This window comes from Bacillus sp. 7894-2 (assembly GCF_002272225.1).
GTDB lineage: Bacteria > Bacillota > Bacilli > Bacillales > Cytobacillaceae > Cytobacillus.
This window is the reverse complement of the sequence record NZ_NPDG01000001.1, coordinates 24699-50833: the sequence shown is the minus strand read 5'-3', so window position 1 is coordinate 50833 and position 26135 is coordinate 24699. Positions and strand designations below refer to the sequence as shown.

Genomic DNA, 26135 nt, shown 5'->3' with positions numbered 1-26135 from the left:
AGACAGCATTAGAAAAGCGGAAGGCGCCTTGTAAAGGTCAAAGCTAAGTCTAAAAACTTGATTTTTATTATTTAAATGAAAGAATAATGTATATCTAAAACAAGAAATAAGCTGTAATTTATAATAGAAGAGGATGTTCCGATATGTCATTTGATGGTTTGTTCACAAGAGCTATGACGAAAGAGCTCATAGATACTTTAAAGGGTGGCAGAATCAATAAGATTCAGCAGCCATATAAAAATGAAATTATTTTAGTTGTGAGGGCAAACGGGAAGAATCACAGGCTTTTGCTGTCAGCCCATCCAAGCTATGCGAGAGTGCAACTGACGAATGAAACACATGAAAACCCTTCAGAGCCGCCGATGTTCTGCATGCTTTTAAGAAAGCACCTGGAAGGCTACATACTTGAAGATGTCCATCAAATCGGGCTTGACCGTATTATCGTGTTTGAGGTGAAAGGCAGGAATGAGATTGGCGATACATCTTATAAACAGCTGATTGTTGAGATTATGGGCAGGCACAGCAATATTACGCTCGTGGATAAATCCCGCAATATTATTCTCGACAGCATCAAGCATGTTTCTTTTGCCGTTAATAGCCATCGTGCGATTTTGCCCGGACAGGAGTACTTACTCCCTCCATCTCAGGATAAAATGAATCCTTTCGAGGCGGATGAAGAAGCTATACTGCGTAAGATTGATTTTAACAGCGGGAAAGTTGATAAACAGCTTGTGGCGGGTTTCTCCGGAATCTCACCGCTTTTTGCAAAAGAAGTGATGCACCATGCAGGCCTTGTAAACAGGACAACTGTTCCTAAGAGTTTCCAGCATTTTATTGACTTGCTGAAAATCCATAGAATAAGGCCGGCCATTACAGAAGGGGAAAATAAAGAAAGCTTTTATTTATTGCCCCTCCAGCATTTAAAAGGGGAAAGCCGGGAGTTTAATTCCCTAAGTGAAATGCTGGACCGCTTTTATTTTGGCAAAGCCGAAAGAGACCGGGTCAAACAGCAATCCAATGATCTTGAACGGTTTATAGTAAATGAGAAAGAAAAGAATGAAAAGAAAATTGATAAGCTGAAAATAACCCTTCATGAAGCGGAAAATGCCGATAAACATCAATTATATGGGGAATTGATCACGGCGAATATTTATGCGATTCAAAAGGGAATGAAGGAAGCAGAAGTCATCAATTATTACGATGAAAATGGCGCTTCAGTCATCATTCCATTGGATCCTCAGAAGACTCCTTCCGAGAATGCACAAAAATATTTTACAAGATACCAAAAAGCAAAAAATGCCATAATTGCAGTAAAAGAGCAAATCAAGAAAGCAGAAGAGGAAGCGGCATACTTCGAGTCTCTACTTCAGCAAGTAGAAACGGCATCTACAAGAGACATTGCCGAAATAAGAGAAGAGCTTACTGAAGGCGGTTATATCCGTGAAAGGCAGAAACGGGGAAACAAGAAACAGCAAAACCTAAAGCCTGTTTTGGACCGTTATACTGCCACTGACGGAACGGAAATTCTAGTTGGGAAAAACAACAAGCAAAATGACTATTTAACGAACAAATTAGCCGGAAGGGATGAAATCTGGCTGCATACAAAAGATATCCCCGGTTCACATGTGGTGATTCGAAGCAAGGAGCCGGCAGAAGATACAATTCTTGAAGCTGCATCCCTCGCAGCTTACTTCAGCAAAGCACGCAATTCAAGTTCCGTACCTGTTGACTTCACCCAAGTCAGGCATGTGAAAAAACCAAGCGGTGCTAAACCCGGATTTGTCATATATGACAATCAGCAGACAGTTTACGTTACACCTGATGAAGAAACGGTCCTGTCCTTAAAACAAAATCTTTAAAGAAATGAAAAAGCAAGCTCCGATGCTTGCTTTTTTCATTGACTAAAACTGAATTGCTTTGCCCCACTCAGCTGGGTCTTTTCGCCATTCAATCAGCTTATTCATATCCTCTTCCTGGATATAGCCCTTTTCAACAGCTACCTCTGTCAGAGCTTCAATATCAGTCAGAGTATATGCTTCTATGTGCTCTTCGGCCAGCATTTCTTTTCCTTTTTGAAGCTGGTATGTGAAGATGGCCGCCACACCCAGCACTTCACAGCCTGCTTCTCTTAAAGCCTTGACAGCAGTAATGGCACTTCCACCAGTTGAGATCAGATCTTCAACAACAACAACCTTCTGGCCTTTATCAGCTTTGCCTTCAATTTGCTTTCCTTTTCCATGGCCCTTGGCCTTGGAGCGGACATAGCACATTGGCAGTTCCATATTGTCACTGACCCAGGCTGCATGCGGAATGCCCGCTGTGGCTGTCCCTGCAATTAGTTCTGCTTCAGGAAATTTATCTAAAATGATAGCCTGAAGGCCGGCAGCAATTTCTTTTCTGATTTCAGGAAAAGACAGTGTCAAACGGTTATCGCAATAAATGGGGGAACGAAGTCCTGAGGACCATGTAAACGGATCGTTTGGGTTTAATGCTACAGCCTTTATATCCAGTAATTTTTCTGCTATTTTATGCTTCATTCAGAACACCCTCCCATGATTGCTTGCATTGAATATACTTTTCGAATGGATTTTCAGCTCCGGTAATCGACCTTCCCACCACAATGGCTGAAGCCCCTTCTTTTCTTGCGAATTCAGGTGTGGCCACTCTCTTCTGATCTCCATGATCGTCTGATGACAGGCGTATTCCCGGTGTTACAGTCAAAAAGGCAGAGCCTATTTTCGAACCTATCGTTCTTGCCTCAAAGCTTGAACATACTACACCATCAAGTCCGGCTTCTTTGGCGAGTTTTGCATAATGAAGAACAGATTGGTTTAATGAAACAGGAATTAATTGCTCTGAATTCATTTGCTGTTCCGATGTACTTGTCAGCTGTGTCACAGCAATACAAGATGGCCTTTTTCCGGTGCTGCCTGCCTCCAGTCCTTCACAGGCTGCTTCCATCATGGCTTTTCCTCCTGCGGCATGCACATTAACCATATCGCATCCTATTCCCGCAAGACGCTTCATGGCACTTTTTACTGTATTCGGAATATCATGAAGCTTGAGATCAAGGAAAATATCGTGCCCTTGTTCTTTTAAATCGTGAACAATGGAAGGTCCCTCCTGGTAAAATAACTCCATGCCGACCTTAAGAAATAACTTTTCATTTTCAAAGTTTTTCAGAAAATGATGAACTTCCTGTTTTCCTGGAAAATCAAGAGCAATAATGAGCGGCTTTTTCATGTTTCTTCCAGCTCCTTCCTGTGCATTCGCTAATATGTTCATAGCCGAGCTTCTCAATAAGTTCCGGCAGCTCTCTGATAATTTTCGGACACACAAAGGGATCTACGAAGTTAGCTGTTCCAACCGCTACTGCACTTGCCCCTGCGTAGAAGTATTCGATGACATCCTCTGCAGATTCAATTCCTCCCATACCGATGATCGGAAGGGATACCTGCTGGCTCACTTCATAGATCATCCGGAGGGCTACTGGCTTAATAGCTGGTCCTGAAAGCCCGCCTGATTTATTTGCCAGAATCGGATTGCCGGTTTTTAGATCGATTCTCATGCCAACAAGCGTGTTGATCATTGTCAAACCGTCCGCTCCGCCATCTTCTGCTGCTTTAGCCATTTCTACAATATTTGTGACATTTGGCGAAAGCTTCACATAGACAGGTACTTCAGAAACCTCTTTTACTTTTTTCGTTAGATTTTTTGCAATTTCCGGAATAGTGCCAAATGCAATTCCGCCTGTTTTCACATTTGGGCATGAGATGTTGAGTTCAAGTGCATGTACATTTGGGCTTGCAGAAATTTTCCTGGCAACCGCAATATAATCCTCTTCCTGCGAACCGGCTACATTGGCAATGATCGGTACATCGTATTGTTCAAGCCATACTAATTCTTCATTTACCACTTTTTCCAGGCCGGGATTCTGCAGACCAATTGCATTTAGCATCCCTGCAGATGTCTCAGCCACTCTTGGTGTCGGATTTCCAAATCGGGGCTCTAAAGTCGTCGCCTTTATCATAATTGCGCCCAATTGGCTCAAATCATACAGCTGGCTGAATTCCCTTCCGAAGCCAAAGCATCCTGATGCAGGCATGATTGGATTTTTCAATTCCAGACCAGGCAGACTGACGTTTAATGAATTCATAGGACTACCTCCCCTGCTTTAAAGACCGGTCCGTCACTGCAGACTTTTTTATAACTGTAACCTTCCGGGTCATCCCCTGTATGGCAGACACATGCAAAGCATGCCCCGATGCCGCACCCCATCCGTTCTTCCAATGACAGGAATACCTTTTTATGAGGGAACTGATTTTCAAGCGCCTTCAGCATCGGCGTCGGGCCGCAGGAATATAAAACATCGAAATCAATATTCAACCGATTAATAACATCTGTAACAAAACCCTTCATTCCTACGCTTCCATCAACTGTAGCCAGGTAGGTCTCGCCCAGCCGGGAAAACTTTTCCTCATAAAATACCGCGCCGGCCGATTGAAAACCCAGGACGTGAATCACCTTAACGCCGCGGTTAACAAGCTGATTGGATAGTTCATATAAAGGGGGGACTCCGATTCCTCCCCCTACAAGAAGTGCCGTCTCTCCCCGGCCAGCTTCACTGATCGGAAACCCATTTCCAAGCGGTCCCAGTACATCAGTGTAATCACCAGGTTTTTTTTCTGAAAGCAATGCCGTTCCTCTGCCTTCAGCACGGTAAATCATTTTAAACTGGCTTTCATCAGGTGAAATTTCTGCAATGCTGATAGGCCTTCTCAGCATGGGATCATAGCCCTCCGATATTTTTAAATGGACAAATTGCCCGGGCTCTTTCATTTCATGAACAAGCTCACCTTGAAGGGTGAGCTCGTAAATGTTTTCGGCCAGTTTAATTTGTGTTATTACTTTACATTGTTCCTGTCTGATCAAGATAAAACCGCCTCCCGGACTTCTTCTGGTTTATCCATCGCGTCTGCTGAAAAATTCATTGATTCGATTACTTGAAGGATTGCTTCTGCCGTATCAAGTGAAGTTAGGCATGGCACGCCATTTTCCACTGATTCACGGCGGATGCGGAAGCCATCTCTGGCAGGCTGTTTTCCTTTTGTTAAAGTATTAATAACAAATTGCGCTTCGCCATTTTTTATGACATCCAGAAGGTTAGGACCTTCCGAGCCGATTTTCCCAGTCACTTTTACAGGTATGCCTTCAGTTTTCAGGAATAAAGCCGTTCCGCTTGTCGCCATTAGCCTGTAACCGATGGATACAAATCTTTTTGCCAGCTGCAGAGCTTCTTCCTTATCCTTGTCGGCGACAGTCATTAGTACAGTTCCAAACGGCTGGATTTTCATGCCGGAAGCAACAAGACCTTTATAAAGGGCTTTTTCAAGCGTGGAATCTTTCCCCATAACTTCACCAGTTGACTTCATTTCTGGCCCTAAAGTGATGTCTACTCTTCTTAATTTTGCGAAAGAGAACACAGGCACTTTTACGAACACGCCTTTTCTCTCCGGAATAAGGCCGGACCCAAAGCCCTGCTGAGCAAGAGTTTGGCCCATGATAACCTTTGTGGCGATCTTAGCCATTGGCACATTTGTAATCTTGCTCAAAAAAGGAACTGTCCGGCTTGAACGCGGGTTGACTTCCAGGACATATACTTGTCCTTTAGCCACTACATACTGGATATTTAGCAGACCTATAATGCCAAGTCCTTTGGCCATCTTCTCCGTGTACTCAACAAGCTTGTTTTTGATTGCTTCTGATATATTTTGCGGAGGATAGACTGCAATGGAATCTCCTGAGTGTACTCCAGCTCTTTCTATATGCTCCATGATGCCTGGAATGAGCACATTTTCCCCATCCGAGATAGCGTCCACTTCAATTTCCTTTCCAGTCAAATATCGGTCAATTAATACTGGATGCTCCGGGTTAACTTTTACAGCATTTTCCATATAGTATAGAAGCTCATCTTCTTTATAAACGATTTCCATGGCTCTTCCGCCAAGTACATATGATGGCCGGACGACCACTGGATATCCGATTTCACCGGCAATCGCTACTGCCTGTTCCACTGACAGGGCAGTCTTTCCTTTAGGCATTGGGATGCCAAGCTCTGCAAGAGCTTGCTCAAATTTATCCCGGTCTTCTGCCCGGTCTAAACTTTCAAGTGAAGTTCCCAGAATTTTTACGCCTCTTTCAACCAGATCTGCTGCAAGGTTAATAGCCGTTTGACCGCCAAATTGCACAACTACACCTTCCGGTTTCTCAAGATCGATAATGTGCATGACATCTTCAATTGTTAGCGGCTCAAAATAGAGCTTATCGGAGATGCTGAAGTCAGTAGACACTGTTTCAGGATTATTATTAATGATGATTGCTTCATATCCTGCTTCCTTGATGGCCCATACCGCGTGTACAGTTGAGTAATCAAACTCCACTCCCTGCCCGATCCGGATTGGTCCTGAGCCCAGAACGACAACACTTTTTCGGCCAGTTACTTCCGATTCGTTCTCATCTTCATAAGTTCCATAGAAATACGGGGTTTCCGATTCAAATTCCGCTGCACATGTATCAACCATTTTATAAACCGGTACAATATCATGTTCTTTTCTCCAGCTGTATACTTCCATCTCATTTGAATCCCACAGCCTGGCAATTACCAGATCGGCAAAGCCCATTTCCTTTGCAGCTTTCCCTGTTTCAGGGTCAAAAGGATTTTCAGTTAGTACATTCTCAAAATCTATGATTTTCTTAATCTTATAAAGGAAGAATAAATCAATTTTGCTCCATTCATGGATCGTCTCGATAGTGATTCCCCTTCTGATGGCTTCACCGATATAAAACAGACGTTCATCTCCAGCTTTACGGATTCGCTTTTCGATCAATTCATCAGAAATTTGGCCGGCATCCTTCAGTTCAAGATGATATATGTTTGCTTCAAGTGAACGTACTGCTTTCAGGAGAGATTCTTCAAAAGTCCGCCCTATCGCCATTACTTCTCCTGTAGCCTTCATTTGGGTGCCAAGCGAACGGTTTGCAGATTCGAACTTATCAAACGGCCAGCGCGGGATTTTTGAGACAATATAATCCAATGCCGGTTCAAAGCAGGCATATGTTTTTCCTGTCACAGGATTCATCATTTCATCAAGTGTCAGCCCTACCGCTATCTTGGCTGCCAGTTTGGCAATCGGATAACCTGTCGCCTTTGAAGCTAGTGCAGATGAGCGGCTTACACGCGGGTTGACTTCGATAATGTAATAATTGAAGCTATCCGGATCAAGCGCCAGCTGCACATTGCATCCTCCTTCAATCTCGAGGGCGCGGATAATTTTTAATGAAGTGTTTCTCAGCAGCTGATATTCACGATCACTCAAAGTTTGGCTTGGCGCTACAACGATTGAATCTCCCGTATGAACACCTACCGGGTCAAAGTTTTCCATATTACAGACAACAATCGCATTGTCATTGGAATCCCTCATCACTTCATACTCAATCTCCTTAAAGCCTGCAATACTCTTTTCAAGCAAACACTGTGTAACAGGGCTATTCTTTAAGCCGCTGGTCACAATTTCGATTAGCTCTTCTTCATCATGGCAAATTCCCCCGCCTGTTCCCCCCAATGTGAAAGCAGGGCGTACAATGACCGGATAGCCAATCCTGTTTACAAATTCATATGCTTCATCCAGGTTATGAATAATTTCACTTTCAGGCACTGGTTCGCCAAGCTCATTCATCAAGTTTCTAAAAAGGTCCCGGTCTTCCGCCTTTTGGATAGCAGATAATTTTGTACCCAGGATTTCAACCCCGCATTCTTCCAAAACACCTGATTCAGCAAGCTCTACTGCCAGGTTTAATCCCGTCTGTCCCCCAAGAGTTGGAACAAGCGCATCAGGACGTTCTTTCCGGATAATGCGGCTGACGAATTCCAGCGTAAGCGGCTCTATATATACCGCATCAGCAATCTCGGTATCTGTCATAATGGTAGCAGGATTTGAGTTTACAAGAATTACGCGGTAGCCTTCCTCTTTCAAAGCAATGCAGGCCTGTGTTCCGGCATAATCAAACTCTGCTGCCTGCCCGATGACAATTGGTCCTGATCCGATTACTAAAATGCTTTTTATATCTGTACGCTTTGGCATGCTGCAGCACCTTCCTCTTTATGTGATTCAATCATTTGCAAGAATTGTTCAAATAATCCGTTTGCATCCTCCGGACCCGGTGAAGCTTCAGGATGATATTGCACAGTGAATGCAGGGACTTCTTTATGCTTTAAGCCTTCAATTGTTCCATCGTTTAAGGCGATATGTGTTACTTCAAGCGGAGTACCAGTAATTGAACTTTCTTCTACTGAGTATCCATGGTTTTGAGATGTTAAAGCGACTTTTCCGGTTTGCAGATCTTTTACCGGATGGTTTGAACCGCGATGGCCGAATTTTAGTTTTTCTGTATTGGCACCGCAAGCAAGGGCAAAAAGCTGATGTCCCAGACAAATTCCGAAAATCGGTACTTTTCCTAGCAGTCCTTTAATCATTGTGATGGCTTCAGGAACATCTTTCGGGTCTCCAGGGCCATTTGAAAGCATAACACCATCCGGGCTCATGCTGAGTATTTCTTCAGCTCCTGTGTTATAAGGCACAACAATTACATCACAATCCCGTTTGTTCAATTCTCTTAAGATCCCGTGTTTCATGCCGAAATCTACAAGGACTACCCTTCTGCCGCGGCCAGGGCTCGGATAAGGTGTCCCAGTAGACACTTGCTTAACCTGATCGTTTCGCAGCTTGGTTGCCCGCAGTTTTTCAATGATTACTTCGGGGTTTTCACTTATGCTGCAAATTGCGCCTTTCAGCGTACCATGCTGCCTGATAATTCTTGTTAATTTCCTGGTATCAATGCCAGCAATTCCAGGGATGTTTTTCATCTTAAAATATTCTTCAATCGATTGTTCATTTCTCCAGTTTGAAGGAAACTCGCAGGCTTCTTTCACAATGAAACCTGAAATTGCCGGGGAGATCGATTCAAAATCGTCTCTGTTAATCCCATAATTTCCGATTAAAGGGTATGTCAAGGTTACGATTTGGCCGCAGTAGGATGGGTCAGACAGGATTTCCTGATAACCCGTCATTCCAGTATTGAATACTACTTCTCCAATCGAATTCGCATCACTTCCGAATCCCTTTCCAATAAAAATTGTTCCGTCTTCCAGAATCAGCTGTTTTTTCATGCTTTTACACTCCCTCTGTTCCAAACAATTTTTCCGCCTGCTATTGTCACTACCGGCCAGCCTTTACAATCCCAGCCGGTAAATGGCGTATTTTTCCCTTTTGATAAAAACTGAGCAGGATCTATCTTTTCCTGATGGTTCAGGTCAAGCAGGACAAGATCTGCTAATTCACCAGCTTCCAATTTTCCTGATTGAATGCCGAATGCCTCTGCCGGCTTGATTGTTAAGTAGTCAATCAGCTGCTTTAGTGTGAATATCCCCTTCTCAACGAAGTGGGTGTAAAGAAGCGGAAAGGCAGTTTCAAGTCCGACAATCCCGAAAGGCGCCAGCTCCATCCCTTCTTCTTTTTCTGCTGCTGTATGTGGTGCATGGTCAGTTGCGATGAAATCAATCGTGCCGTCCAGCAAGCCTTCGATTAAGGCAGATCGGTCGTCTGCTCCTCTTAGAGGAGGATTCATTTTAAAGTTGGCATCAAGGCCTGGAATATCCTCTTCACTAAGAAGGAGATGATGAGGCGTCACCTCAGCTGTAACCTTAATGCCTGCACGCTTTGCATCTCTCACCACCCTGACGGACTCTTTTGTGCTGATATGGCACACATGATAGTGGCAGCCAGCTGCTTCGGCAAGAAGCACATCCCTTGCGATTTGCACTGATTCACAGACGGAAGGAATACCATTTAAACCATTCTCTTTAGCAAAAACTCCATCATGTACAGAACCTTTGTTAATGAGGGTATTTTCTTCGCAGTGGGCCACAATCGGCATGCCGATCTCTGCCGCATTTTTCATTGCCTGCAGCATCATCGCTGCTGATTGCACCCCGACTCCATCATCTGTAAAAGCAAACGCTCCAGTTTCTTTCAGCGCTTTAAAATCGGTCAATTCCTGGCCAAGCTCGCGGATTGTAATCGATGCATACGGCAAAACCTTGACCGCCGCAGTCTCTTCAATTCGGCTGTTCAATTTTTCAAGCTGTTCTTTTGTATCTGGTACTGGACGAGTATTTGGCATCGCAGCAACTGTTGTGAAACCACCTTTAGCAGCTGCCTTTGTGCCAGTTTCAATGGTTTCTTTCTTTTCACCGCCAGGTTCACGCAAGTGCACGTGCAGATCTATAAATCCTGGTGCAATGAGCAATCCCTCTGCGTCAATTACTTCCTGTGCCTCATTCCCAACGCCTGCACCTATCTCAGCGATTTTTCCTGACTTTATGTAAATGTCCGTTTTTTCAAGGTTCCCTTCTTTAGTAAGCAACTGGCCATTTTTTATTAATGTTGACATGTTTAGCTCCCCCTTCAATATGTTCAATTGATCTTTTTAATACAGCCATTCGAATGTACACACCATTTTGCATCTGCTTGAAGATTCTGGAGCGCCCGCATTCTACTAAACAATCTGCTATTTCAACACCCCGGTTTACAGGTGCCGGATGCATAATTATGCTGTTTGGCTTCATTGTTCTTTCACGCTCTTCTGTAAGGCCGTATGCCAGGTGATATTCTTCAGCAGTTTGTTCAGCTTTCGATTCATGCCGCTCATGCTGGATTCTCAGCAGCATGACAACATCAGAAGTTTCTATAGCTGTGTCAACATCTTCATACATTCCATTCTCAAGCAATTCTTCATTAAACCATTCTTTTGGACCTGAAAAAACAACCTTTGCACCGAGCCGGACAAGTGCATCTGCATTGGATCTTGCGACACGGCTATGTGCGATATCACCAATAATGGCTACTTTTAATCCTTCAAAGGATCCGTATTCCTGCTTAATCGTCAGCAGATCCAGCAGTGATTGTGTTGGATGGTGCCCGCAGCCATCCCCAGCATTCAAGATGGACACACCGCTTTTATCTGCCAATTCGTCAAAGTAGCGATCCTCGCTATGGCGGATGACGACTGCATGCACACCGATCGCTTCCAGCGTTTTGACTGTGTCGTATAATGACTCACCCTTGGATACACTTGATGTGCTTACTTCAAAAGGAATTATGTCCAACCCAAGTCGCCTTTCCGCCACTTCAAAGCTGCATTTAGTTCTTGTGCTATTCTCAAAGAAGAGGTTAGCGACAAAAACCTTTTGTTCAGGAGTCCATGTTCCGCCGTTTAAAAAATATTGCGCATCTTCAAGAATTTTATTGATTTCTTTAATTTCCAACTCTGAGGTAGTGAGCAAATGTTTCATTTTTTATCCTCCTCTTCAAAAAAAGCACCCTGCCGATTTGGTCAGGGTGCTGCAAAGTTGAGGCAGCCGGATATACGGATTCACTGATACCGTATAGCCAGGTTTGCCGCCAACACCCTTTTAAGCCTCTCGGGACTTAGTTAAAAAGCATTAAGCTACATTATTTTTTTTTTCGTTTTCTGTTTCAAACATATCTTCCTTAGCCTCTTCCCTGCCAGGGAGAATCAGGTTCAAGAGAACACCGCTTATAGCTGCCAGTGCCATTCCTTCCAGTTTGAATGCCCAAATCTCGATATGAGCTCCGCCAATTCCCAGGACAAGGATGACTGATGCGATAACCAGATTGCGGTTGTTTCCAAAATCCACTTTGCTGTCAACCAGCATTCTTAATCCTGATGAAGCGATGATCCCGAACAGCAGGATCGATACGCCGCCCATTACTGGAGTAGGGATCGAGCTGATCAGTGCTGTCACCTTGCCGATGAATCCGAAGATGATGGCGATGACTGCAGCACCCGCAAGTACATAGACACTGTAAATTTTCGTAATGGCGAGTACACCTATGTTTTCACCGTATGTTGTCTTTGGCGGACCCCCGATTAATGCCGAGATCATTGTTCCTGTTCCATCAGCAAGTATGGAGCGGTGAAGACCCGGTTCTTTAATGTAATCTTTACCAACTACTTTTCCAAGGACAAGCTGATGACCGATATGTTCTGAGATTGTGACAACAGCTACTGGAATCATTAGAAGCGCTAGATCCAGGGTTATCCTCACTTCATAATCAGCGAACGGGAATAAGAATTCCGGCATTTCGAACCAGGCTGCCTGCTGTACAAGCGAGAAGTCGATCAGGCCCACAGCCAGTGAGTAAACATAGCCGATGATGATCCCCGCCAGAATCGGCACCATACTGAGCATACCTTTTGCATAGATGGAAAAGATGATGGTTGCACCTAAAGTGATAAGCGCTGCTGAAAAATGAAGCATGCTGTATTCACCAGTTTCAGGATTGTTCATAGCCATCCCGACTGCTGTCCCTGCTAATGCCAATCCGATTACAATGATCACAGGTCCTACCACAATTGGCGGAAGCAAATTCATAATCCAGCGGTAGCCTGCTTTTTTGATGATCAGGGCTACTGCCCCATACACAAGTCCAGCCATGAAGCTGCCGATCATGGCAGCACCCGGGCCACCGGCTGCTTTGGCAGCTATGATCGGGGCAATGAATGCGAAAGATGAACCAAGGTATGCCGGCACCTGCCATTTTGTAATGATTAGAAAGGCTATCGTTGCCAGTCCGCTTGAGATTAGCGCAATGGCAGGATTTAATCCTACTAAGTATGGTACAAGTATAGTGGCTCCGAACATTGCGAATAAATGCTGTAAACTTAATGTCAGCCAATGGGCTGGTTTTGGAATATCCTTTATATCTAAGATAGGTTTATTCATTACGATCTCTCCTCTGCATTTTATTAAAAAACCCTCTTTGCAGGAGTGCAAAGAGGGTGCAAGAGCACAGCAAAAGACAGACCGATTCTGCTGTGTTCCCCTTTGCCAGCCTCTCTGGACTGCATTTAAAAGGGCTATTTAATTTTCAAATATACTTACCTGGTCGTTTTCATCCACTTCCTTCAGCTCGACCACAATTTTTTCCGAACTGGATGTTGGAATGTTTTTTCCTACATAATCAGCTCTGATCGGAAGCTCCCTATGGCCGCGGTCCACAAGGACTGCAAGCTGAATCTGAGATGGCCTCCCTATATCGATCAGCGCATCAAGGGCAGCTCTAACTGTTCTTCCTGTATAAAGAACATCATCGATCAGGATCACCTTCTGATCGTTAATATCTTTTGGAACATCCGAGCCTTTGACAAGCGGCTCCTGATTTTCAGTCTTTTTCGTAAGATCATCTCTATAGAGAGTGATATCAAGTTCGCCTACATCAATTTTGGCTCCCTCGATTTGTTCAATTCTTTCCGCCAGGCGGTTCGCCAGGTAAATCCCCCTGGTCCGGATGCCAATCAGAATACAATTTTCTATTCCTTTATTTTTCTCTATGATTTCATGAGCAATCCTGGTCAGCGCTCTCCTGATTGCCTGGTCATCCAAAACAATTGCTTTTTGCTGCGGCATCATGATCACCCCTATTATCAGATTTTATATGCAAAAAACCTCTCACCGATCAGGTGAGAGGGTAAACGACTTCTTTCTGCAGAATAAGGACACAATTCTCCTTATTCAATCCGTTTCCTTCCCAGCCTCACGGGACTGTTTTAAAGGACTTATTCAACTATAGTCATCATATAGCACAATTGGACAATTGTCAACGGTTATTTGCCAGGCTCTCTACCAGTTCCTTAAAATAAGCAGGTGCAGGTGCTTCAAATTCAAGGTACTCGCCAGAACGTGGATGTTCAAAGCCAAGAACGCCTGCATGAAGTGCCTGTCCCCCGATACCAATTGTTTTTCTGGGACCGTATTTAGGATCTCCTGCAAGAGGATAGCCAATGTATTTCATATGAACACGGATTTGATGTGTTCTTCCCGTTTCCAGCTGGCATTCCACCAATGTGAAATCCCTGAATCGCTCAATGACCTGAAAATGCGTAACCGCATGTTTTCCATTGTCCACAACGCTCATACTTTGACGATCTTTGGGATCGCGGGCGATTGGTGCATCAATAGTACCGTAGTCGTGTGGAATAACTCCATGGACAATAGCCCGGTACTTACGTGTAACAGTTTTGTTCATCAGCTGATTCACAAGACTCTCATGTGCCATATCATTCTTTGCAACCATGAGAAGCCCTGACGTATCTTTATCGATTCTATGAACTATTCCGGGCCGCATGACCCCATTAATTCCTGATAAGTCTTTGCAATGAGCCATAAGACCATTTACAAGTGTTCCTGTTCCGTGCCCGGCTGCAGGATGGACAACCATTCCTTTCGGTTTATTTACTACGAGGACATCCAGGTCTTCATAATAAATATCCAAATTCATTTCTTCAGGCACTACATCCAGCTCTTCTGGTTCAGGAATTGATATTTCAATTTTATCGTTTATGGAACATTTGTAATTAGTTTTAGGCTTTTGGCCATTCACTAAAACATTGCCATCCTTGATCCATTGCTGTACCTGAGTTCTTGACCAATCCGCATTCAATGTGGATAACACTTTATCTATTCTTTCTCCTGCCTGTTCATCAGGAATGATGTGTTCCATTTTCTCCATAAGATTTCTCCTTTTTCTTTGCTTCTCTCTCTTCAAGCAGCATCTGAATCATCAATAGTCCTACACCAATGACCAGCGCCGAGTCAGCAATATTGAAAACGGGAAAGTCATAGCCAAAAATATAAGTGTTTACGAAATCCACCACTTCTTTTCGAAATACCCTGTCAATAAAGTTTCCAATTGCTCCGCCCAGCATCAGGCCCAAAGAGACTCCAAGAAGCAATTTGCCTTTGGCTGCTTTTTGAATGTAATAAATGATACCAATTATGACAATAACGGTTATAACGTAGAAAAACCACATTTGCCCCTGCAGGATGCCCCAGGCAGCGCCACGGTTGCGGTGTGATGTAATATAAAGAAAGTCCTCAATAACTTTAACACTTTCCCCTAATTCAAAGTTCTTTACAATCAGCCACTTCGTTAACTGATCAAGTGCAATAACGAACAATGCAATTATGTAATAAAACACAAAGGCAACCCCCATATCTCATATCATTACCTTTGCATTTTAGCACAATCTGAATAAAAAACACAGCACACGCTTAAACTCAGTGGAAAATAGACTTTCTGTAGAAATTCCCCAGTCTGCTGCAATCCTCCATTGTTTTTAAAGTAGGAATCATCTGCAGCAAATCCTCAGGCAGCAGCTCACCCGAAATTTCACACTTTCCGAAATTTCCTGATTCCATTTTGGTAAGTGTTTGTTCAATATCATGCAGCTCTTCCAATAAAATAGGCTTTATCAGCGGGGAACTGTTGCCTTCCATAAGCTTTTCCAATATTTCCTGTCTTGTATTACGGAGTTCTGTATATAGCCCTTCTGCTTTTGCATCCATGCTTTTTCCTCCGTTCTGAGATGTTTACTTTATTATTTTCTCGGAACGGAATTCAGACACGGACAAACTTTTAGCAAACGGCACAACATTTAGTGAAGGTGGAATTATTTATAAAAAAGGATTTGAAGAAGGTAATTAAAAACAGTCCCCCAAATTTGAGGGACTGCCGGTATTTAAGCCAAGTGGCTATAATTATTTTTTACAACATCAGCACAGCGGGGGCAAAGCGTGTCATATCCTTCTGTCTTGCCAACTTCTGGAGTGACTGTCCAGCAGCGGTCGCATGTTTCGCCTTCTGCTTTGGAAACAATAATAGCAGTGTTTTCAAATTTCACGGCATTTTCAGGAGCATCTGAAAGGCTGCCTGCTACTTCGAATCCAGATACGATAAAGAGCTGCTGAAGATTTTCCTGAATTGAATCCAGAAGGCTCTTGGCTTGATCATTTACATAAAGGGTTACTTTAGCAGTAAGTGATTTGCCGATCACCTTCTCATTACGTGCTTCTTCCAATGCCTTAAGGACATCATTGCGAAGCTTCATGAATGAAGTCCATTTATCTTCCAGCTGTTTAGCGTTCGGAAGCTCTGTATATTCAGGCATATCTGTTAATTGAACACTTTCTTCTTTCACATTCGGTATAAAGTTCCAAACTTCATCAGATGTGTGGGAAAGAATAGGTGCAACAAGCTTCGTAAGAGCAATCAGGCTCTCATAAAGAACCGTTTGGATTGCACGGCGTTCTGCATTATCTTTTGCTTCAATATAAAGGACATCTTTTGCAAAATCAAGGTAAAATGCACTAAGGTCCAATGTGCAGAAATTGTTAACAGCGTGGTAGATGCTGGCAAATTCATAGCGATCATAGGACTCGCGAACACTCTTGATCAGCTTGTTCAGCTTCACTAGCATAAACTGATCCACTTCACGCAGGTTCTCAAAGGATACCAAGTCTGCTTCAGGATTAAAATCATCCAGATTTCCAAGCAAGAAACGGAAAGTATTGCGAATCTTTCTATACACTTCTGCAACCTGCTTCAGAATAGCATCAGATACCCGGACATCAGCCTGATAATCAACTGAAGCCACCCATAAACGCAAAATGTCAGCACCAAGCTGGTTCATAACTTTTGCCGGAACAACTACATTTCCGATGGATTTACTCATTTTCCTTCCTTCACCATCAAGGGTGAAACCGTGGCTCAGTACTCCTTTGTAAGGCGCTTTCCCTGTCACTGCTACCGCAGTTGAAAGCGAAGAGTTAAACCAGCCTCTGTATTGGTCAGAACCTTCTAGGTATAGATCTGCTGGACGCTGTAAATCGTCGCGCTCTAAAAGAACTGCCTGGTGGGAAGAACCGGAATCAAACCAAACATCCATGATATCCGTTTCTTTTGAAAACTGGCCATTCGGGCTTCCTGGATGTGTAAAACCTTCAGGCAGCAACTCTTTCGCTTCTTTCTCGAACCAGATGTTTGAACCTTGTTCACGGAAAAGATTTGATACATGTTCAATCGTCTCATCTGTGATAATTTCTTCGCCATTTTCCGCATAAAAGACCGGAATAGGCACTCCCCATACACGCTGGCGGGAGATGCACCAATCTCCGCGATCCCGGACCATATTAAATAGTCTGGTCTCACCCCATGCAGGATACCAATTTGTTTCTTTAACAGCTTCCAAAAGCTCATTGCGGAAATCCTTAATGGATGCAAACCATTGGGCAGTAGCACGGAAAATAACAGGCTTTTTCGTTCTCCAGTCATGCGGATATGAGTGAGTAATAAAAGTCAGTTTTAATAATGCTCCTGCTTCCTCAAGTTTCTCAGTTATCGGCTTATTGGCTGCATCATAGAATAACCCTTCAAAGCCGGGAGCTTCATTTGTCATGTTTCCTTTATCATCTACCGGGCATAATACGTCAAGCCCGTACTTCATGCCGACTTGGAAATCATCTTCCCCATGTCCGGGAGCAGTATGAACACATCCTGTACCGGCATCAGTTGTAACATGATCACCAAGCATTACAAGGGAATCACGGCCATAAAGCGGATGTTCAGCAATTACATTCTCAAGGTCAGTCCCCTTAACTGTCTGGACAACTTGATAACCTTCCCATTCGAACTCTTTAGCCACAGCTGCCAATAAGTCTTCTGCAACCATAAACTTTTTGCCGTTTGCCTCCACTACAGTATAAGAAAGGTCCGGATGAACTGAAATTCCAAGGTTTGCTGGAATGGTCCATGGAGTTGTAGTCCAAATGACGATATGAGTATCTTGATCCAATACTTCTTTGCCATCTTTTACTTTAAATGCAACATAAATGGATGGCGAACGTTTGTCTTTATATTCAATTTCCGCTTCTGCCAAAGCAGATTCAGATGATGGAGACCAATAAACAGGCTTTTTGCCTTTATAGATATAGCCTTTTTTCGCCATTTCCCCGAAGACCTTAATTTGCTGAGCTTCATACTCCGGCTTAAGTGTGATGTATGGGTTCTCCCAATCACCGCGGACACCTAAGCGCTTAAATTGTCCGCGCTGGCTGTCGATCTGCTCATATGCATATTCTTCACAAAGCTCGCGGAACTCAGCAACACTCATTTCTTTACGCTTTACGCCTTTGTTTGTCAGCGCCTGCTCAATTGGCAGACCATGAGTATCCCAGCCAGGAACATAAGGAGCATTATAGCCAGTCATCGACTTAGAGCGTACGATGAAATCCTTTAAGATCTTATTTAGCGCATGGCCGATGTGGATGTCGCCATTTGCATATGGAGGGCCATCATGCAGCACAAACATCGGACGCCCTTTTGTCCGTTCCTGGACCTTTTCATAAATGTTCATTTCTTCCCATTTCGCCTGGATTTCAGGTTCTCGCTTTGGAAGATTGCCGCGCATTGGGAATTCAGTTTTTGGCATTAATAAACTATCTTTGTAATCCATTCCTTTTCCTCCTGTTTGTAACTCATTAAATACCATGATAGCCAATGAGAGCTTAGAAAAACCTCGGGAAAATACAAAAAACCCTCTCATCCCAAAAAGGGACGAGAAGGTTTTATTCTCCCGCGGTACCACCCTTGTAGATGAAATATAATGAAATTTCATCCGCTCAAAGCATTCTTAACGTGAATGATCCGCCTTGGTCTACTGATTTTTGTACGTTCGGCAAGGAACTAAAGGGTGATTTTCCAGCTTTTGCTTATACCCGGGCTTCCACCATCCCCGGCTCGCTTTCAGAGTGAGTATGCGCCTCTGATCATAAGCTTTTTGAAAAGACTGTACTGTCCCTCTCATTGTTGATAAACATTGTATTTACTTTGTTTTAAAATTATATGCGATATTTCCGGCTTTCGTCAAGCCAGTGATTCTTCTTCTTCTCTTAATGATTTCAGCTCAGTGGAATCCAGCTTATATTCCATTAAATGATCCCAATCATCGTTATTCAGCATATCAAGCTGTGCTTCAACAAGCATTTTAAAGCGTGTCCGGAATACTTTGGACTGTTTCTTTAAATCTTCAATATCCAGTGCGATTTTTCTTGCTTTGGATAGGGATTCATTCACAATCCTGTCAGCATTTTTTTCAGCTTCTTTGATGATAAGCTTTGCTTCTTTGTGGGCATTGCGTTTTAATTCTTCTGCAGCTTCCTGTGCAACCACAATAGATTTATTAAGTGTTTCTTCAATTGTGGTAAAGTGGCCAATGCGGTCATTCGTTTCGTTGAGCTTTTCTTCCAGCTCTTTTTTTTCCCTGATCAGGATTTCATAGTCCTTTATGATTTGGTCGAGGAATTCGTTCACTTCATCTTCGTCATAACCGCGGAATCCTTTGCTGAATTCCTTGTTATGAATATCTAACGGTGTTAATGGCATGAGTGCCACCTCCCAGGTCTGTTGATCTTATGTAAATTGGTTTGAGCCTGCTGGTTCTATTTAATTATAGCAGACTCCGTTGTCTTTTGATTATTTATTCGACAGGTTGTTTCAAAATCCTTCAAATTTAAATTATTTCTTTTAACTGTCTTTTAATTGTTTTTGGCTTTTAAATGTAGCCCGTTGATTTCCGCTGCGGACACTTGCTTTCCGCGGGGCGGGCGGTGAGCCTCCTCGGTGCTTTGCACCTGTGGGGTCTCACCTGTCCCGCTGCTCCCGCCGGAGTCAAGTGCCCTACGCTCCAATCAACTCAGCAGATGAACAATATGTTGCATTTTGAACGACAAACTTAAAAAACAGCCTCAAAATAGGTTTGTTAAAACCCTCTCCTACTTTACTATCTCTGTCTCCCGGCAATAATTCTCCATTTGTCCTTTTTTGTTTTCCCATCTATTTCTATGATTTTGGATCGGCCTTGTCCCCTGACTGAGATGATGTCGCTTTGCTGGCATTCAAATGAGGGGTTTTCTATTTGCGTCCAATTGACTTTAACGTGTCCCTGTTGGATATAGAGCTGGGATTTCTGTCTTGAGATATTGTAGATGGATGAGATGACTGTGTCCAACCTCAGGGATGAAGAGGTGATGGAGCTTTCTTTCCACACTTCTGGTGATTGAATCGCCTTTGAAAAAGGCTGTATTTTCAACGATACGGAAGCTCTGCCAATTGACTGAAGCTGCAGGCTGATGTACTCTTCAATTTCTTGAGCAGCAAAAAACTGGATTCTGTCCTCTTCAAACAGGATGTCACCAAATTTCCCTCTTTTTAGTCCCAGTGACATCAGGCTGCCGAGGACTTGCGGGTGTTCAATGGTAACAAACTTCTTTGGATATTCCAATTCAAACAGCCGAATTTTAAAATCTTCTTCATCGCTTTCATAATAATCCGGAAATAACAGTGCTCTCTTTCTCTCAGACCCTGTTGTTCCGCCAAATAAAGCAAATAAGATTCCCGAATCCTGTCCTATGATGCTTTTTAGGATATGCTGCTCCCTTGGATCAAGAAAATCAGTAAGCTTTGGTGCATATGTATTTTCCACAAGATTTTTCCAGTTAAGGACCTGGTCAATAAATTCTCTTTCTTCCGGCCGGAAGTGCTGATAAATAGACAAATTTTTGCGGGCCTCCTTTTACACAAATAAAAAAGGGCCATTATGATAGCCCAGTTTTGTCAGTCTTATGAAATCCAATAAAAAAGCTGCTGCAAGCCTCCCGTGGCAAATCGCAAAACTAAGATAGCCACAATCGGAGAAATATCAATCATTCCAAGCGGTGGAATGATTTTGCGGAAAGGCTCAAGGTATGGTTCACAAATCCTTGCCAGAAACTGGCCAAAAGCCGATTCCTTTGCATTAGGGAACCAGGACAGCAGAATATAAATAATCAGTGCCCATGAGTAATAATAAATTGCAGATGACAATATTCCAAATACTAATTCCATTAAGTGCTACCACCTCGTATTTTCTAATTCTTGTTCTTTCATCAGCTGAGAGATGTTCCCTGATACTTCAACATTGTCAGGTGTACATAAGAAAATATCAGTACCAATCTTCTGAATGTCTCCACCGATGGCATAAACGGTCCCGCTAAGGAAGTCAACAATGCGCTTTGCCTGATCTTTTTCTATTCTCTGCAGATTGACTACAACAGCTCTTCTGTTCTTCAGCTGATCCGCAATATCCTGCGCTTCTGCATATACCCGCGGTTCAACAAGAACTACTTTAGAAGACTTCTGCACACTTTGAAGGCTGACAATATTCTGTTTTTGAACTGGCTGCTGCTGTTTCTGCACCTGCTTCACCGGCTCTCTTTCTTCTTCGATGATTTCCTCTTCCTTATAGTCATATTCATCATCCAGGAAGAAAAATGTTTTAAATTTTGATTTTATACTCATTTTATTTAACCTCCTGACCCTCTTGGCCTACTAAAGCTGTCCCAATCCTAACCATTGTGGCACCTTCTTCAATTGCCAGAGAAAAATCATTGGACATACCCATTGAAAGCTCAGTGCAGGGAGCAAAATCAAATCCCAGATCTTTAACCTGTTTTTGAAGGTCCTTGAGCTTCCGGAAACAGGCACGCAGCAGATCTTTGTCTGATGTATGCGGCGCCATTGTCATCAGGCCAATGATATTGATATTTTTATATTCAGCCAGGCTTGAAATAAAGTCAGCTGTCTCTTCAGGGTTTATTCCCTGTTTCGACTCTTCGCCTGAGACATTGACCTGTACAAAGCAATTTATCTTTCGGTCTGCCCGCTTGTCGATTTCCTTTGCAAGGGATAGCCTGTCCAGTGAATGAATATAGTCAACTTTATCAATAATATTCTTTACTTTGCGCGTTTGCAGTGTTCCGATAAAATGCCAGGTTGGAATGCCCTTTAAAACTTCCCATTTAGCAAGAAGTCCTTCATCCCTGTTTTCACCTAAATGATGAATACCTGCTTCTAAGGCTTCTTGTGCCCTTTCCGCTGAAACGTACTTAGTAACAGCAATTACGGTAATTTCTTCCGGCTCGCGGTTCGCCTTTATGCACGCTTCGTGGATGGCTGTCTTTATGTGCTTTAAATTATCCTCTACTCTCATTTAGTTCCCTGCTTCCTCCTTCCAGCCAATAAAACTCATCATCCTGCCGGTATTCCCCTTATTTCTTCGGTGGGAGAAAAAATAGTCTGCATGACAGCTTGTGCAAAAATCAGTCATCATGATATTTTCAAAAGGTATCCCCGCATTTGCAAGGATTTTTTTATTTAGTTCTTTTAGGTCAAGCTGGAATTGATTGTCACTAATTTGATTATATGGCTTTATATCGACATCTTCTAGTATTTTTTGCACTTTTGAAATAACACGATCATCAACAATATAACAGTTACCGCAAATGGAAGGGCCAATCACGGCTTGGACCTCTCTTAAGTTTATGCCTTCACCTGCAAACAGTTCAGCCATATTCCTGCCGATCCCGCCAACAGTGCCTTTCCAGCCGGCATGGGCAATGCCTATGGCTCCTGTCTTCTCATGCAGGAAATAAAGGGGCACACAATCGGCATAACACAGGGTCATCAGGACACCTTTAGAATATGTGAAAAAACCGTCGGTACCTGAAAAGGAATCCTCGTAAACTAGAGCTCCTTTTCCTTTATCATTTTCAGTAACTTTTTTTATATTTACCTCATGTGTTTGTTCAGCACCGACCCAATTTTCGATAGAAAAGCCAAGCAAGTCAGCCACATGCTGCCGATTTTGGCTGACTGCTTCATAGCTGTCATTCACATGTAATCCTACATTTAGAGTTTCATATTGATTGCGGCTGAAGCCGCCATTTTTTGTTGTAAAACCAGCCAACATATTAGGAAAACGATCCGCCCAATCTTTTATGACAAAATACTCTTCCTTTTTTAAAGAAAATGGTTCCATACGATTAACCCCATTTTATTTTTCTATAGTTTACCACAAGGAAGGCAGTGATGACACCATTAACAACTCTTATGCTTCATCCTCTATATATTTAGGCTCAATCGCATCCTGATAGCGGACAAGTATGACATCTTCACCGATTTTTATAATATTTTTCCAGGGAATGACAATATCTGCGTCCCTGCCAAAGAAGCCTAATACTTTCCCCGCTCCTCCGATAATGACCGCTTCAATTTTTCCTGTATTAATATTAATATCTATATCCCCAATATTTCCAAGTTTTTTGCCGTCAGCTACATTTACAACATCCTTCATTTGAAATTCAGATATTTTCACCATCGACACTTCACTCCCAATTTATGTTCTAATTCAATATATGTTTGCTTCTATGAGAAAAATGTTTAGTAAATATAAAAAGCAGCCAATTTGGCTGCTAGCTTTGAATATTCTTATTCATTTGTTTGATGGCCGCTTTTTCAAGCCTTGAAACTTGTGCCTGGGAAATGCCGATTTCCTCCGCCACTTCCATTTGAGTTTTGCCCTGGAAGAAGCGTTTTCTGAGAATCAGTTTTTCCCGTTCATTCAGTCTCCTCATTCCTTCTTTGAGCGCTATTTCCTCAATCCATTGAATATCTTTGTTTCGTTCATCGCTAAGCTGATCCATCACATAAATTGGATCCCCGCCATCATTATAAATCGGCTCAAATAAGGAAACAGGATCCTGGATGGCATCCAATGCAAAAACGATTTCTTCATGAGGCACATCCAGCTCTTTAGCTATTTCTTCAGCTGTAGGCTCTCTGGACGTTTTACTCATGAGACGTTCCCTTACTTGCAGAGCTTTATAAGCAATGTCCCTTAAAGAACGAGAAACACGGATCGGATTATTATCACGCAGATACCTGCGTATTTCCCCAATAATCATCGGAACGGCATAGGTGGAAAACTTAACGTTTTGACTTAAATCAAAATTATCAATAGATTTCATCAGACCGATACAGCCGACCTGGAAAAGGTCATCAACAAATTCGCCTCTGTTGTTAAAACGCTGAATCACACTCAATACGAGACGCAAATTGCCGTTGACGAGTTTTTCCCGTGCGGTTATATCCCCCTTATGCATTTGCTTGAAGAGCTCTCTCATTTCTTCGTTTTTTAAAACTGGAAGCTTTGAAGTATCAACACCGCAAATTTCTACTTTATTTCGAGTCAATCCATTTCCCTCCTCACAGGAGCTGCTGTACAAAAAACAGTATCTCCTTGGAAAGGAAAAATATGCACCGGCTAATCCGGATGAAAGATGGGGAAATGGTCAAAGCATTATTAATACTAGGTTTTCACCTTGCAAAATTTTGTAAAAAATATTGCCAGCTTTAATATTCTAAACCATCTTATTAAATTCTTTTTTTAGTCTTTTTATTATTCTTTTTTCCAGGCGTGAAATATAGGATTGGGAAATACCCAGCATATCTGCCACATCCTTTTGAGTTTTTTCTTCGCCTGATCCGAGGCCAAACCTGAGTTCCATGATCTGTTTTTCACGATCTGAAAGCTGATACAATGCCTTTAACAGCAGCTTTTTATCAACATTCGCTTCGAGATCTTTTGTTATGATGTCATCCTCAGTGCCCAGAACATCAGATAGAAGAAGTTCATTGCCATCCCAATCAATATTTAGGGGTTCGTCAAAGGAAACTTCAGAACGAATTTTATTGTTCCTTCTTAAATACATGAGAATTTCATTCTCAATACAGCGGGATGCATATGTAGCCAGTTTGATTTTCTTCTCCGGGTTAAAAGTATTTACTGCTTTAATAAGCCCAATCGTTCCAATACTGATTAAGTCCTCTATATTAATGCCTGTATTTTCAAACTTTCTGGCAATATACACAACAAGTCGAAGATTTCTTTCAATTAAAATGGACCTTGCCGCTTTATCACCTTTTGGAAGCTTAATCAGGAGCATTTCTTCTTCTTCCTTACTGAGTGGAGGAGGTAATGCTTCGCTGCCGCCTATATAATATACTTCATCTGTTTTGATCCCCAGCTTAATCAACAATTTATACCAATAGTAGGATAAGCGAAGTTTTAACTTTTTCATGAATTGTCCTCCTTCTAAATTAAGTTCGTGCAGAGTATAGTATATTAACTTACTTTTGTATCGGGCTTTATTGTACTTCTGCCTGTAAGCATCTTGGGGTGCACGATGCACTGAAACGAATCGTCTGATGAAAGCTGCTGCATGGAAAATGATATTAACCCGCGTTCTGCTTCGATTATTTCATTCTCTTTTTCAAAGAGAATCCGGTCAGGCTTGAACCCTATGATTAATTGGTGTTCTTGTCCAACAACCTTACATGGAATGACCCTCATTTTATGCTCCCAATCCGCTCCAATTGACTCGCTGCCCACAATGATATCCTCCGGGTTTCCTGCCATTTTACTGATTTCAGGCGGAAACTCATCCAGCCTGTCTTTTATGGATATGAACATAACAGGCATTTTCGAAATAGGATCGTATAACTGGTTGCCGCTGTCAATCAGGCCCTTGAAGCAATATTCTGTTTCATTGATCACAACACGCACCAGGATTAAAGAGTCATACTGAATTTTTGTCATCTCAATTCCCTCAACATTTCTCTTTGAAAAATGCCAGGCAAGGGGAAACCCAATAACCACGAACAGCCAGCTGATTGGATCACCAAAGCCTTTTATGCTTGCCATCATGACAGATGAAGAAAGCTTAAAATCAAAATTGATAAAATAATGAATGCCTATTAAGGAGCCTCCAACTAAAAAAGTAGCAAAATAAAAAGTCATGAGAGCTTTTACAAAATAACGTAAACGCTTAAAGCCGAAAACAACCAATACCATTACAATCGAGAAGAGCAGCTTAGTGAACGGATGACCTGAATATTCTTGAAAAGGTGTAAATGCTAATAAAATAATGATGGAACCTATGAAGCCGCCCGCAAAAATTTTCCATAGTCCGGTTTCTCTTTTTAGAATTATGGCTGTTAAATAAAGGAGCAGGCTGTCAAACATAAAATTCAATGCCCAGATAACATCCAAATAGACCGTCAATTATCTTCCTCCTTTAAAAAAATCAGAATCTGATAGATTGACGTGAGGTTCCAATTCTCTCATATAGTTAAAGTGCTATGATTCTGTTAGAAAATAGTATAGCGCATTTCAGTAATGAAAGTGTGTCGCTTTCTGTATGCAAAAAGATAGAAATTTTCCCTATTCCCAACGGATTTTGTCATTATTTTTCTTTTCATTGCCTCTCCTATTTTCACTGG

At 42.5% G+C, this 26135-nt stretch carries 25 protein-coding genes and 1 other annotated feature; of the genes, 1 reads left to right on the top strand and 24 read right to left on the bottom strand.

Annotation, left to right across the window (positions count from 1 at the left end):
- Positions 1 to 143: 143 nt before the first annotated feature.
- Entirely contained in the window at positions 144 to 1859 is a 1716-nt protein-coding gene (locus CHI10_RS00235; protein ID WP_095242304.1) for an Rqc2 family fibronectin-binding protein, read from the top strand.
- 42 nt (positions 1860 to 1901) lie between these two features.
- On the opposite strand, the gene pyrE is transcribed toward CHI10_RS00235, so the two are convergent.
- The 24 genes from pyrE to spoIIGA all read right to left on the bottom strand — a co-directional run bounded on the left by pyrE (position 1902) and on the right by spoIIGA (position 25917).
- Positions 1902 to 2537, bottom strand: coding sequence for an orotate phosphoribosyltransferase (gene pyrE / locus CHI10_RS00230; RefSeq protein ID WP_095242303.1), 636 nt, complete (start codon positions 2535 to 2537; stop codon positions 1902 to 1904).
- Positions 2527 to 3243, bottom strand: coding sequence for an orotidine-5'-phosphate decarboxylase (gene pyrF, locus CHI10_RS00225; RefSeq protein WP_095242302.1), 717 nt, complete (start codon positions 3241 to 3243; stop codon positions 2527 to 2529). Before pyrF ends, pyrE begins: the two co-directional genes overlap by 11 nt.
- Positions 3215 to 4156, bottom strand: a complete 942-nt coding sequence (locus tag CHI10_RS00220) for a dihydroorotate dehydrogenase (RefSeq protein ID WP_095242301.1) — start codon at positions 4154 to 4156, stop codon at positions 3215 to 3217. Before CHI10_RS00220 ends, pyrF begins: the two co-directional genes overlap by 29 nt.
- Positions 4153 to 4929 carry a dihydroorotate dehydrogenase electron transfer subunit gene (locus CHI10_RS00215; protein ID WP_286136554.1) on the bottom strand — a complete coding sequence of 259 codons (777 nt, stop codon included), beginning with the start codon at positions 4927 to 4929 and terminating at the stop codon, positions 4153 to 4155. The genes CHI10_RS00220 and CHI10_RS00215 overlap by 4 nt, the downstream gene beginning before the upstream one ends.
- Entirely contained in the window at positions 4929 to 8141 is a 3213-nt protein-coding gene (gene carB / locus CHI10_RS00210) for a carbamoyl-phosphate synthase large subunit (protein WP_095242299.1), read from the bottom strand. Before carB ends, CHI10_RS00215 begins: the two co-directional genes overlap by 1 nt.
- On the bottom strand, positions 8120 to 9226 hold the full coding sequence (locus tag CHI10_RS00205) for a carbamoyl phosphate synthase small subunit (protein ID WP_095242298.1): 1107 nt from the start codon (positions 9224 to 9226) through the stop codon (positions 8120 to 8122). The genes carB and CHI10_RS00205 overlap by 22 nt, the downstream gene beginning before the upstream one ends.
- Positions 9223 to 10509: a dihydroorotase gene (locus CHI10_RS00200; RefSeq protein WP_095242297.1), complete on the bottom strand. Its 1287-nt coding sequence runs from the start codon at positions 10507 to 10509 to the stop codon at positions 9223 to 9225. The genes CHI10_RS00205 and CHI10_RS00200 overlap by 4 nt, the downstream gene beginning before the upstream one ends.
- A complete protein-coding gene (locus CHI10_RS00195; RefSeq protein WP_095242296.1) occupies positions 10472 to 11410 on the bottom strand; it encodes an aspartate carbamoyltransferase catalytic subunit in 939 nt (312 codons plus the stop codon). Before CHI10_RS00195 ends, CHI10_RS00200 begins: the two co-directional genes overlap by 38 nt.
- A 150-nt stretch (positions 11411 to 11560) precedes the next feature.
- Positions 11561 to 12865, bottom strand: coding sequence for a solute carrier family 23 protein (locus tag CHI10_RS00190; protein ID WP_095242295.1), 1305 nt, complete (start codon positions 12863 to 12865; stop codon positions 11561 to 11563).
- Between the two features lie 138 nt (positions 12866 to 13003).
- Positions 13004 to 13549: a bifunctional pyr operon transcriptional regulator/uracil phosphoribosyltransferase PyrR gene (gene pyrR, locus CHI10_RS00185; protein WP_076255660.1), complete on the bottom strand. Its 546-nt coding sequence runs from the start codon at positions 13547 to 13549 to the stop codon at positions 13004 to 13006.
- 190 nt (positions 13550 to 13739) lie between these two features.
- On the bottom strand, positions 13740 to 14651 hold the full coding sequence (locus CHI10_RS00180; RefSeq protein ID WP_095242294.1) for an RluA family pseudouridine synthase: 912 nt from the start codon (positions 14649 to 14651) through the stop codon (positions 13740 to 13742).
- Positions 14623 to 15120 (bottom strand): signal peptidase II, encoded by a 498-nt coding sequence (gene lspA / locus CHI10_RS00175; RefSeq protein ID WP_095242293.1) that lies wholly within the window; start codon positions 15118 to 15120, stop codon positions 14623 to 14625. Before lspA ends, CHI10_RS00180 begins: the two co-directional genes overlap by 29 nt.
- A 79-nt stretch (positions 15121 to 15199) precedes the next feature.
- Positions 15200 to 15487, bottom strand: a complete 288-nt coding sequence (locus tag CHI10_RS00170; protein ID WP_095242292.1) for a hypothetical protein — start codon at positions 15485 to 15487, stop codon at positions 15200 to 15202.
- A gap of 173 nt (positions 15488 to 15660) precedes the next feature.
- A complete protein-coding gene (ileS, locus tag CHI10_RS00165) occupies positions 15661 to 18432 on the bottom strand; it encodes an isoleucine--tRNA ligase (RefSeq protein WP_095242291.1) in 2772 nt (923 codons plus the stop codon).
- Between the two features lie 94 nt (positions 18433 to 18526).
- Positions 18527 to 18792, bottom strand: a binding site (T-box leader).
- Positions 18793 to 18842: 50 nt separating this feature from the next.
- On the bottom strand, positions 18843 to 19361 hold the full coding sequence (locus CHI10_RS00160) for a DivIVA domain-containing protein (RefSeq protein ID WP_035328829.1): 519 nt from the start codon (positions 19359 to 19361) through the stop codon (positions 18843 to 18845).
- A gap of 397 nt (positions 19362 to 19758) precedes the next feature.
- On the bottom strand, positions 19759 to 20532 hold the full coding sequence (locus CHI10_RS00155; protein WP_095242290.1) for a YlmH family RNA-binding protein: 774 nt from the start codon (positions 20530 to 20532) through the stop codon (positions 19759 to 19761).
- A gap of 65 nt (positions 20533 to 20597) precedes the next feature.
- A complete protein-coding gene (locus CHI10_RS00150) occupies positions 20598 to 20861 on the bottom strand; it encodes a YggT family protein (RefSeq protein ID WP_095242289.1) in 264 nt (87 codons plus the stop codon).
- A 6-nt stretch (positions 20862 to 20867) separates the two neighbouring features.
- Positions 20868 to 21314 (bottom strand): cell division protein SepF, encoded by a 447-nt coding sequence (locus tag CHI10_RS00145; RefSeq protein ID WP_048007904.1) that lies wholly within the window; start codon positions 21312 to 21314, stop codon positions 20868 to 20870.
- Between the two features lies 1 nt (position 21315).
- A complete protein-coding gene (locus CHI10_RS00140; RefSeq protein ID WP_095242288.1) occupies positions 21316 to 22005 on the bottom strand; it encodes a YggS family pyridoxal phosphate-dependent enzyme in 690 nt (229 codons plus the stop codon).
- On the bottom strand, positions 22006 to 22833 hold the full coding sequence (gene pgeF, locus CHI10_RS00135; RefSeq protein WP_095242287.1) for a peptidoglycan editing factor PgeF: 828 nt from the start codon (positions 22831 to 22833) through the stop codon (positions 22006 to 22008).
- A 69-nt stretch (positions 22834 to 22902) separates the two neighbouring features.
- Entirely contained in the window at positions 22903 to 23172 is a 270-nt protein-coding gene (locus CHI10_RS00130) for a YlmC/YmxH family sporulation protein (protein ID WP_095242286.1), read from the bottom strand.
- A 94-nt stretch (positions 23173 to 23266) separates the two neighbouring features.
- Positions 23267 to 24046 (bottom strand): RNA polymerase sporulation sigma factor SigG, encoded by a 780-nt coding sequence (gene sigG / locus CHI10_RS00125; protein WP_026041699.1) that lies wholly within the window; start codon positions 24044 to 24046, stop codon positions 23267 to 23269.
- Between the two features lie 168 nt (positions 24047 to 24214).
- Positions 24215 to 24934: an RNA polymerase sporulation sigma factor SigE gene (sigE, locus tag CHI10_RS00120; RefSeq protein WP_095242285.1), complete on the bottom strand. Its 720-nt coding sequence runs from the start codon at positions 24932 to 24934 to the stop codon at positions 24215 to 24217.
- 44 nt (positions 24935 to 24978) lie between these two features.
- Positions 24979 to 25917, bottom strand: a complete 939-nt coding sequence (gene spoIIGA / locus CHI10_RS00115; protein ID WP_095242284.1) for a sigma-E processing peptidase SpoIIGA — start codon at positions 25915 to 25917, stop codon at positions 24979 to 24981.
- Positions 25918 to 26135: the final 218 nt, after the last annotated feature.